The organism is Pseudomonas alkylphenolica, assembly GCF_016009175.1.
Taxonomy (GTDB): Bacteria; Pseudomonadota; Gammaproteobacteria; order Pseudomonadales; family Pseudomonadaceae; genus Aquipseudomonas; species Aquipseudomonas alkylphenolica_B.
In genome coordinates, this window is record NZ_JADUCM010000004.1 from 216027 (window position 1) to 226136 (window position 10110).

The window sequence follows — 10110 nt, forward strand, 5'->3', positions numbered from 1 at the left end:
AGTTTTTTTCAAAGAATAGACGGATATTGCCCACTGGGCTCAGGCTTCTCGTCCTTGCTCCTGAACGTCCAGTGTCGTGGCCGGTTGCTCGCGGCGTTTGATTTTCAGCTCGCTGATCACCACCGCGATCACGATCAACAGCCCACCCAGCAGGGCGACGCCGGGTAGACGCTCACCGGCAATACGCCCTACGACGCCTGCCCACACGGGTTCACCGGCATAGATCAGGGTGGCCCGGGTTGGCGATACCGACTTCTGCGCCCAGTTCATGGCCACTTGAATGGCGGCGCTCATGGCGCCCAGGCCCAGGGCGCTGAGCAACAGCAGCCAGGAAAAGTCAGGCAATGGTTCCTGGGTTGGCACTACCATCATGAACGACAGCACCGAAGCCGTCGCCAGTTGCACCACCGTTACCCGGCGTACGTCGACCTTGCCCGCATAGCGACTGATCAGGATGATTTCTGCAGCAATCGCCACTGCGCTGACCAGGGTGGCGATTTCGCCTGCGCTGAACTGCAGTGAGCCCCCCTCGGGGCCGGCCAGCAGCATGAGCCCGACAAACGCCAGGCCGATGCCCAGGCTTGGCATCAGGCCCGGGCGGCGTCCCAGTACGAACCATTGCAACAACGGCACGAAGGGCACATACAGCGCTGTGATGAAGGCCGACTGGCTACTGCTGATGGTTTGCAGGCCGTAGGTCTGCAAGCCGTAGCCGAGCATGATCGAGACCCCAATCAAAACCCCTGCCTTGAACTCGGTGGCGGTGAGCCCCGACAACACACGCGCCGACACCAGGCCAACGAACAGGGTCGCGGCGGCAAAGCGCAGGCCGACGAAGAACATCGGGCCGCTGACGGTCATGACGTTGTGCACCAGCAGGAAGGTACCGCCCCAGAGCATGGTGATAAACACCAGGACCAGTTCAGCCTTGCTCAGCCGGAAGGAAACGGAAGGGCGCTCAGGTGGAGTGATTGGAGGCATGGACTTGCACACAAATGAGAGGGAACGCACAATTGCGAAGAAGTGAGCAGTATACTGCGCAAACCCTGACAGTGAGCAATATAGTGCACAAAGATTTCAATCAACGGGCGTCCGTGTTGCAGCATGTCAGCCAGAACGTTCGTCGTCTGCGTCATGCTGCTGACCTCAGTCAGATTGCCCTGGCGGAAAAATCAGGCGTCAGCCGACGCATGCTGGTGGCGATCGAGGCCGGTGAGAAGAACGTCAGCCTGACCACGCTCGATCGCCTTGCCGAAGCGCTGGGTGCTGCCTTTACCGACCTGATCCAGGCTCCAGACAATCGCGACCCGAGCCGGATAAACGAGCTGGCCTGGACCGGCGTTCAGCCGGGAAGCAAAGCCGTGTTGCTGGCCAGTTCTGCAGCTACGCGCGAGGTCGAGCTGTGGGAATGGCGCCTGGAACCAGGGGAGACCTACGTTTCTGAGGCGGATGCCGATGGCTGGAGTGAGCAGGTCTACGTGTTTGAAGGGTGCCTGACGCTGATCATCGAAGACCAGCAACAGCACCTGCAGTCAGGGGACTTTTTCAGCTTTGCCAGCAACCGCATGCACGCTTACCGCAACGACGGCGAAGTGGCTACACGCTTTGTGCGCAATGTGGTGATCTAGTGCAGGGCTGGCTGCCAGGCCAGCCCTTTGCGGCATGCTTCAATTCTTCAGGTAGTCCTCGGTCGAAATGACCTGGGCGTAGGCGAAGGCCAAGGAAGCCATGTAGGCAGCATGCACCTGCGCCGCTGGCACCGTTTGCCCGTTGAACTCCAGGTCGCGGCTGGCACAGGCATCATGGATCACCGTAACGCCATACCCCAGGTCGGCGGCAGCACGGGTGAAGCCATCAATGCACATATGGCTCATGCTGCCGAGTACGGTTACGGCATTGATGTTGTGTTCATCCAGCACCGCCTTGAGGTTGGTGTTCAGGAACGAATTGACCTTGTGTTTCAGCACTACGGGCTCGTTGCCTTGCGGCGCGACCTTGGGGTGGATCTGTGCACCCTCTGAGCCCGGGGCGAAAAACGGTGCATCGCTGGACTCGAACTCGTGGCGTACATGAACCACCAGGTCACCTTTGTTGCGGCTCGCGGCAATGATGCGGGCGGCATTGTCGGCGGCGCGGTCCGCGCCCTCCAGGGTCCATTTGCCGCCGGGGAAGTAGTCGTTCTGGATATCGATGACAATCAGTGCGTGCTTGCTCATGTCGGAGGCCTCTCGGAGGGCGTCGTTGTGGTGTGGGTAAAGTTATAGGCGTTAACCGTACGCTTGTGGGGTGGCGCGAACGACAAATCAGGCCCGGTGCCTTTCGCAACAATGGGGCTACGGCGTAGCGTCGGCACCGGGCTCAAGCAGTTGCGGACCAGGACCGTGCTCGGCCAGTTCGTCATTGCAGTTTCGTAGCGGGCAGCTCTGCAGTGACATGCAGCCGCAACCGATGCAACCGTCCAGCTGATCACGCAGCGCCAGCAACTTGTCGATGCGCTGGTTCAGGTCCTGGCGCCACTGGGCTGACAGCCGTTGCCAGTCGCTGACGCTGGGGGCGCGGTCAACGGGTAGCGTCTGCAGCGCAGCGTGAATGGTTGCCAGGGGAATGCCCAGGCGTTGAGCCATCTTTATCACTGCTACCCGGCGCAGGGTTTCACGCGGGTAACGCCGCTGATTTCCGCTACTGCGGGTACTGTGGATCAACCCCTTGCTTTCATAAAAGTGCAGGGCCGTCACCGCCACTCCGCTACGGATTGCCAGTTGGCCGACGGTCAGGACCTTTTCGGCGGTGCAGGGCGTAATCATGACAAAAATCCGCTTGACCTTGAGTTAACTAGAGGTTTTACCCTGCCTGCCGTTGCATCACAAGTTCACTGACAGGGAGAACGTGCCGATGAGGGCTCCAGAGCGCAGCCTGTGTTTTACCCAGATGATCGAATTCGAGGTCGTACCCGCGCATCAGCTTGCCTTGGCCCAGGCTCTGGCTGAACGCAGCGAACTGTTGGCTTTACAGCATGTCGGCCTGATTGGCGCAAGTGTTCAGGCCAGCGATGACGGCAGCCGCGTACTGCAGTACCTGCAGTGGCAATCACGCAATGCCTGGGAAAAGGCGGCCAGCAGTTTTGCCCAGGAGCCCTTTTTGCAGTTGATCCGGCAGCATCAGGCCAAAGGCGTCAATTTCGCCGCCTTTCAAACCCTGAGCAGCCTGGCGCGCAGTGCCACCGATGGATTGCATTGCCAATTGCCGTAGGCTCAGGAATACCAGGGTGAATGGTGAGGGTAGCGATCAAGGCGCGCGCCGATGACCATTTCGCTGACCCAGGCGCTGAGAATCGAGCTGTAGGCTTTCTGGCTGCGGTCGCTGGACAGTGCATGGTCCGCACCATCGACGATCCGATGGGTCAGTGAGTGGGCGCTGACGAATGCCGAGCGGTAGCTCATCAGTGTGCTGTGCGGCACATAATCGTCCTGTTCCGACTCAACCAGCAGCACGTCGCCGGCAAACTCGGCGCAGGCGCCTAACGCTCGGTTGTCGGCGGGCCCCAACGGGCGACGGCGATAGTCGTTCAGCTTCTGCCGGTCGAGGCCTTGTTTGGGGGTGGTCCACTCATCGTCCCAATATAGCGCCGGGACCCTCAAGGCCAGCCATTTAACTGGCCGCAAGGCGGTCAATAGGGTCGCCAGATAGCCGCCGTAGCTGCTGCCGATCACGGCAATCGCGCTGGTGTCGACTGCCGGGTGGCTGACCAGTCGATCATAGGCGGCCACAAGGTCGGCCAGATTCTGTTCGCGGGTCACGCTCAGGCGCTGGTGTTCGGTTTTTTCATGGCCACGCAGGTCGAACGTCATGCACACACAGCCAAGGCCGGTGATCTGTTTTGCCCGCGCCAGGTCGCGCTGCTGGCTGCCGCCCCAACCATGCACGAATAAAATGCCGGGCACCTTGTCGCCGGGGCTGACGATGGTCGCGGCGATGTGTTCGTCGTCGACCTGAATTTCGATGGACTCGCTATGGATGGTCATAGTCGCGCAGGCGTGCATACTTGCAGATTCGTCCGAGTTCACTGTCGTCCCCCTGATAGAAAATGGTCGAATCCCCAGGCAGATCCGGCTCCTCGAAAACTTCATGGGTGGAGGCGCGCACCCGATTGAGCGCCGGATCGGCTGCGAATGCCTGCAGGGCCAGAATCTCGGCACTGCTGGCGCCACCTATTCGCCATGATTGTTCCAGCACGCCGCTGCGTGGCTTGTCGCGACTGTTCAGGCCGCGGGCGACGTCATAGTTTCGGCGTGAAGCGATGAAGCCCGGAAAACTCTGCAGGGCTGCCTGCTCGTAGGTCCTGGCCTGGGTAACGGCCAGGCGCAGCGGGTCGTCGAGCTCCAGTTGCAGCAAGGCGTCATAGTCACCGCGGACCAGCACCAGGTCCGAGCCACCGTAGATCTCTTCGCCGGTATGGTCGCGGGTCAATTGCTGGGTACCGTAATAGCTGCACAGAATGCCGGCGACCAAGGCCTGGCCAACACTGAAGGTTTGAACCTCGGTCAGGTTTTCTTCAAGCGTCAGGCCCCAGATCGCCAGCTCCCGTTCGTCCAGGCCTGCCAGCGCCTGCTCGACGTCGGTGGTCGAGGTGATCACCGTTTGTCCTCGCCCGGCCGTGGCCCGCACCGGCTTTATCCGCAGCGGCCCGTCGCGCAACAACAGTGCCGAAGCGCGGTGGGCATCCTCAAGGCTGAATACGGTATAGCCACTGAGTAACGCATCACTTGCGCGGCGAGCAAATTCGTCGGTCCAGCCCAGGGGATAGCGACCGTTGGCCGGCAGTGGGTGGGAAATGGCCTTGGTGGCCATGTAAGGCGCTTTCACCATTCCGCCGAACAGATCCTGGGCCGACGTAATGCCCATATCCCGATAGCGATTCGGATCGATCAGGGTTTCGGTGGGCAGGAAATAGAAGTTGTCGCTGTGCGTAGCTGGGTACACGGGTTCAGTGACCTGCGTACCGAGCAATTGGGCCAGGCGTTCGGCAAGCTTGAGGTGCACACTGTGTTCGTGTTCCGGGGTGTGGTCGCGCGTATCGAGCAGCACGACACCCTGTTTATGGTCGGTGGCGCGGCGCATGGTATTTCCTCGGCGGGCTGTATTGTTGTGAAGGCCGCATCGCCCGGAAGTTCAGTGAGTACGAATTATTTCGCTTAAAGTTATATGTATATGGAAATATATAATTAATAGTTCTATTGGCGGTGAGGCACTATGGGTTATTCGTGCCTGCGCTTATGCAGGCAGCGTCTTCTCTATATAGGCATGGACAACCAGAGGCCTGCAGCAATGAATACTCTCCCGTTGTATTTCGATTACGCCGCCACGACACCGGTCGACGAGCGAGTCATACAGGTGATGGTCGAGTGCCTGGGTGCCTCGGGTAACTTTGGCAATCCGGCATCCACTTCGCACCGCTACGGTCAGCTGGCACGCACGGCCGTCGAGCGGGCGCGCGCCCAGGTTGCTGCCCTGGTGGGGGCCGAGGCCGGGCAGATCGTCTGGACGTCGGGTGCTACTGAGTCCAACAACCTGGCGCTGAAGGGGGTGGCTCAGGGGCATCAGCGTGGCCATATCATTACCAGCCAGATTGAACACAAGGCGGTGCTTGATACGGTCTTTCAGCTGGAGCAGGCCGGGTTCTCGGTGACGCGCCTGGTCCCCGATGGCCAAGGTGTCATCAGCCCGGAGGGGGTGGCCGCAGCATTGCGCGATGACACCGTGCTGGTCTCGTTGATGCTGGTCAACAATGAACTGGGTACCGTCAACGATGTTGCCGCCATTGGCGAAGTGGTACATCAGCACGGGGCGTTGCTGCATGTGGACGCTGCTCAAGGCGTTGGCAAACTGCGCATCGACCTCAAGCAATGGCCTGTGGACCTGATGTCGTTCTCTGCCCACAAGGTCTATGGTCCCAAGGGCATTGGTGCCTTGTATGTCGGTGAGCGTGCCAGGCCTTTGCTCTGTGCACAGATTCATGGCGGTGGCCATGAAGGTGGCTTGCGCTCTGGAACGCTAGCCACTCACCAGATTGTTGGTCTGGGAACAGCTTTCGAACTCGCAGGCCAATTACTCGAAGGCGAAGTCCTGCGTATAGGCCAGTTGCGCCAACACTTGCTGGACCTGCTTGGCGATATTCCCGGGCTGGTCGTCAACGGCAGCCCCCATCAACGCATTGAGCACACCCTTAGCCTGACCTTTACTGGTGATGCGCCGGATCTTGCAGCCCTTGCCGAACGTCTGGCGTTTTCCTCGACGTCGGCGTGCAACTCCTCCAGTAGCCAGCCCTCGCATGTGCTGCTTGCATTGGGACTTACACCGCAGGCTGCACGGCAGAGCATTCGTCTGAGCCTGGGCCGTTACACCCGGATAGAGGATGTTGATCAGGCGGTGCAGGCAATCAAGGCCTCGTTGCAGCCGCAGCCGTTCTGGGCAGTTGCCGGAGGCTGACACCTGTTCCATTATCTGCGCCTAATCGATGGATGCCGTGGTAGCAGGAGTCAGCATGAACACTCAGTCTTCAACGCAGGGAGCGGTGAAAGAACGCCTGGCGGCAGTTCGTCAGGTGATGGAGCAAGAAGGGGTTAGCGCCTTGCTGGTGCCTTCGGCCGATCCTCACCTTTCCGAATACTTGCCTGGCTATTGGCAAGGGCGCGAATGGCTGTCCGGCTTCCATGGGTCGGTCGGCACCTTGATCGTGACACCAGATTTCGCCGGACTGTGGGTCGATAGCCGTTATTGGGAGCAGGCCGAGAAGGAGCTTGCCGGCAGCAGCATCGAACTGATGAAGCTGCAACCCGGAAAACCGGGGCCGCTGGACTGGCTGGCCGAGCAGACGCCAGAGGCAGGCGTGGTGGCCGTTGATGGTGAGGTAATGGCACTGGCATCAGCACGTCAACTGGAGGAGCGCCTTCAGGCCCGCAATGCACGATTGCTCACCACTCGGGACCTGCTTGGCCAGGTGTGGCAGGACCGTCCGTCCTTGCCGCAGAGTCCGGTCTATCAGCACCTGCCTCCCGAAGCGACCGTGAGTCGTGCTGATAAACTCGAACAGTTACGCGCGGCCATGTGCGAACGGTGCGCCGACTGGCACTTCATTGCCACCCTTGACGACATTGCCTGGTTGTTCAACTTGCGTGGTAGCGACGTTTCCTACAATCCGGTGTTTGTCTCGTTCGCCCTGATCGGTCAGGCGCAGGCAACGCTCTACGTTGCCCCTGGCAAACTCGATGCAGCGCTGCGTCAGGTGCTTGAAGCCGATGGCATTGCGGTGCGCGATTATGCGGATATACACACGGGCTTGTCCGAGGTGTCGGCGGGCAGCAGCCTGCTGCTGGATCCTGCGCGAGTAACCCGGGGGTTGATCGACAGTTTGCCGAGCGACGTTCGATTGGTTGAAGGGCTTAACCCCACGACACTGGCCAAGTCGAAAAAGAGCACAGAAGATCTGCTGCATATCCGCAGGGCGATGGAGCAGGATGGTGCCGCGTTGTGTGAGTTTTTCGCCTGGCTGGAGGCGGCGCAAGGGCGGGAAACGATCACCGAGTTGACCATCGATGAGCAGCTAAGTGCTGCCCGGGCCCGTCGTCCAGGTTTCGTTTCATTGAGTTTTTCCACCATAGCGGCGTTCAATGCCAACGGTGCGATGCCGCATTATCGTGCGACCGAAGCGTCCCATTCACGTATCGAAGGCGATGGTCTGTTGCTGATTGACTCGGGCGGTCAGTACTTGGGCGGTACCACAGACATCACGCGCATGGTGCCAGTGGGCACCCCTAGCCTGGAGCAGAAGCAGGACTGTACCCGGGTGCTCAAAGGGGTGATTGCATTGTCGGCGGCCCGTTTCCCGCGCGGCATTCTTTCGCCGATGCTCGATGCTATCGCCCGGGCACCAATCTGGGCTGAGCACGTGGATTATGGTCATGGCACCGGGCACGGTGTCGGCTACTTCATGAATGTGCATGAAGGCCCGCAGGTGATTGCCTATCAGGCGCTGGCTGCGCCTCAGACGGCAATGCAGGCCGGGATGATCACGTCAATCGAGCCGGGGACCTACCGACCTGGCCGTTGGGGCGTTCGTATTGAAAACCTGGTCTTCAACCGTGAGGCGGGGCGCAGCGAATTTGGCGACTTCCTGGCGTTCGAGACCCTGACATTGTGTCCGATCGATACCCGTTGCCTGTTGCCAGAGCTGTTGAATGCACAGGAGCTGGGCTGGCTCAACGGCTACCACCAGCAGGTGCGCGAACGACTATCGCCATTGCTCAGTGGGGCTGCATTGCAATGGTTGCATGAGCGAACTGCAGCACTTTCGATCTGAAGGCGGTAGCCAGTGCACAAAGGGCAGCCTGCTGGCTGCCCTTTGAGTGGGGAGTTCGTTACTTGCAGATCACGATCATGCTGCGGCTGGTGTAGCCGGCGGGATTGAGGCCAAACAGGAAGTCACCGGCTTCTTCATCGTCGTTACCAGAGCGGGCGATCACTTTGTAGCCTTTGGCGCCGCAGGCAGTCGTCGCCTTTTCGTTGCATTTTTCCCAGGATGACGAGAGGCCGGAGCAGCTGATGTGCAGGCCTTTCTTGCCGCGCTTGACTTCGGTTTTGGCAGTCGCCGCGCATCCAGCAATGGCCAATATGGCCAGGATGAGCAAAATTCGTTTCATTCCCGTCCTTACATTCGTGCCGGATCTGTCATCCGGGTCCGATAGCTGTGGCGTCGTCCTGATGCTCCCTTGCGTCCCTGTCTCGTCCTATTAGATAACATCAAGGTTGTCGTTGCATGACAGCTTAAAGACCGAAGATGCCCGGCACAATGATAATTCTCGGTTTAAATGGAAATAATTCTCAAGTCAGTCGGCAGCGACCAGCGCGGGACTTTCTTTGCGCATGGTCAGGGTAGCACCCACTGAAGCGATGATAATGGCGGCGATGGCCAACCATTGAGCGGTGGACAGTACTTCTCCGAGAAACAGCAGCCCGGACAGTGCGCCAAAGGCTGGCTCGATACTCATCAGGGTGCCGAAAGTCCGGGCAGGCATGCGTGTCAGCGCCACCATCTCCAGGCTGTAGGGCAGGGCGGTGGACAAGATCGCGACACCCAGGGCTATTGGTATCAGGGACGGTGTGAGCAATGCACTGCCAGCATGCACGATTCCGATCGGGGCAACGAAGAGCGCAGCGATCATTACTCCCAGGGCAGCAGTTTGAATGCCGTTTTCGGCACCGGCCTTCTGCCCATAGAGAATGTAGAGCGCCCAGCACACACCGGCTCCCAGCGCATAACCGGCGCCGACAAGGTCGATACCGCTGTTGGTCTGGCCTACAGGGATCAGCAGCAGCAAACCGACGATGGCCAGGCCGATCCAGAGAAAGTCCACTGCACGGCGTGAGGCATAGATGGCGACGGCCAGGGGGCCGGTGAACTCCAGGGCTACGGCGATACCCAGCGGTACGGTACGCAGCGACATATAGAAGAGGAAGTTCATGCCGCCCAGGGCCATGCCGTAAATCACTACCGTGCGCAGCGTACTGGCAGTGAGGCGGGCACGCCAGGGGCGTAGCAGCAACAGCATGATGACGCTGGCAAATACCAGCCGCAGCGTCGTTGTGCCTTGCGCACCTACGATCGGGAACATGCTCTTGGCCAGCGAGGCGCCTGATTGAATGGAGGCCATGGCAATCATCAGCAAGCCAATGGGAAACAACGTGGCAGCCAGGCTACGGGGTTGGGCGTTCATTACGGTCGAGTGTTCCTTATATATAGACGAGGCGGTGCGCACGTTCAGCGTAGGCGGGGTATGATGCGCGAATATCAGGAAAGTGAGCAATATAGTGCGCAGTTTTCTTTTCTTTGATGGTTTCCTTAATTAACCCTTGACGCCCCTGTGGATCTGTCTATAATTCGCCCCACTTCCGGCGCAGTCGGAACGGAAAACTCCTTGAGATTCAACGAGTTAGATGTTCCAGGTAGTACCGGAGGGGCTTCGATCGAAAGATCGGCAGCGGTGAAAAAGGTGGTTGACAGCGGATTGAAACGCTGTAGAATTCGCCTCCCGCTGACGAGAGATCGCAGCGAGT

Annotated in this window: 11 protein-coding genes; 4 read left to right on the top strand and 7 right to left on the bottom strand. The window is 59.5% G+C overall.

Annotated elements, in window-relative coordinates; all coding sequences use genetic code 11:
• Positions 1-39 precede the first annotated feature (39 nt).
• Positions 40-981 (bottom strand): DMT family transporter, encoded by a 942-nt coding sequence (locus I5S59_RS06925; protein ID WP_197875952.1) that lies wholly within the window; start codon positions 979-981, stop codon positions 40-42.
• Between the two features lie 83 nt (positions 982-1064).
• On the opposite strand from I5S59_RS06925, the gene I5S59_RS06930 reads away from it, so the two are divergent.
• The gene (locus tag I5S59_RS06930) at positions 1065-1628 is read left to right on the top strand and encodes a helix-turn-helix domain-containing protein (protein ID WP_197875953.1); all 564 of its coding nucleotides are present in this window, start codon (positions 1065-1067) and stop codon (positions 1626-1628) included.
• Between the two features lie 39 nt (positions 1629-1667).
• On the opposite strand, the gene I5S59_RS06935 is transcribed toward I5S59_RS06930, so the two are convergent.
• Both I5S59_RS06935 and soxR read right to left on the bottom strand, forming a co-directional pair.
• Positions 1668-2216 (bottom strand): cysteine hydrolase family protein, encoded by a 549-nt coding sequence (locus I5S59_RS06935; RefSeq protein WP_197875954.1) that lies wholly within the window; start codon positions 2214-2216, stop codon positions 1668-1670.
• Positions 2217-2333: 117 nt separating this feature from the next.
• Complete coding sequence (soxR, locus tag I5S59_RS06940; RefSeq protein WP_197875955.1) at positions 2334-2804, bottom strand: redox-sensitive transcriptional activator SoxR; 471 nt, start codon at positions 2802-2804, stop codon at positions 2334-2336.
• A gap of 88 nt (positions 2805-2892) precedes the next feature.
• On the opposite strand from soxR, the gene I5S59_RS06945 reads away from it, so the two are divergent.
• A complete protein-coding gene (locus I5S59_RS06945; protein WP_197875956.1) occupies positions 2893-3249 on the top strand; it encodes an antibiotic biosynthesis monooxygenase in 357 nt (118 codons plus the stop codon).
• 2 nt (positions 3250-3251) lie between these two features.
• Here the strand turns inward: I5S59_RS06945 and I5S59_RS06950 are convergent, their stop codons facing one another.
• Both I5S59_RS06950 and I5S59_RS06955 read right to left on the bottom strand, forming a co-directional pair.
• Positions 3252-4022 carry an alpha/beta hydrolase family protein gene (locus I5S59_RS06950; protein ID WP_197875957.1) on the bottom strand — a complete coding sequence of 257 codons (771 nt, stop codon included), beginning with the start codon at positions 4020-4022 and terminating at the stop codon, positions 3252-3254.
• A complete protein-coding gene (locus I5S59_RS06955) occupies positions 4009-5118 on the bottom strand; it encodes a DUF3182 family protein (protein ID WP_197875958.1) in 1110 nt (369 codons plus the stop codon). Before I5S59_RS06955 ends, I5S59_RS06950 begins: the two co-directional genes overlap by 14 nt.
• 207 nt (positions 5119-5325) lie before the next feature.
• Here I5S59_RS06955 and I5S59_RS06960 point away from each other — a divergent pair, with 207 nt between their 5' ends.
• Positions 5326-6486: a cysteine desulfurase family protein gene (locus I5S59_RS06960; RefSeq protein WP_197875959.1), complete on the top strand. Its 1161-nt coding sequence runs from the start codon at positions 5326-5328 to the stop codon at positions 6484-6486.
• Positions 6487-6541: 55 nt separating this feature from the next.
• Positions 6542-8356, top strand: a complete 1815-nt coding sequence (locus tag I5S59_RS06965; protein ID WP_197875961.1) for an aminopeptidase P family protein — start codon at positions 6542-6544, stop codon at positions 8354-8356.
• A gap of 58 nt (positions 8357-8414) precedes the next feature.
• Here I5S59_RS06965 and I5S59_RS06970 read toward each other — a convergent pair whose 3' ends face one another.
• Positions 8415-8696, bottom strand: a complete 282-nt coding sequence (locus tag I5S59_RS06970) for a hypothetical protein (protein ID WP_128326292.1) — start codon at positions 8694-8696, stop codon at positions 8415-8417.
• A 186-nt stretch (positions 8697-8882) separates the two neighbouring features.
• Positions 8883-9770, bottom strand: coding sequence for a threonine/homoserine exporter RhtA (rhtA, locus tag I5S59_RS06975; protein WP_197875962.1), 888 nt, complete (start codon positions 9768-9770; stop codon positions 8883-8885).
• Positions 9771-10110: the final 340 nt, after the last annotated feature.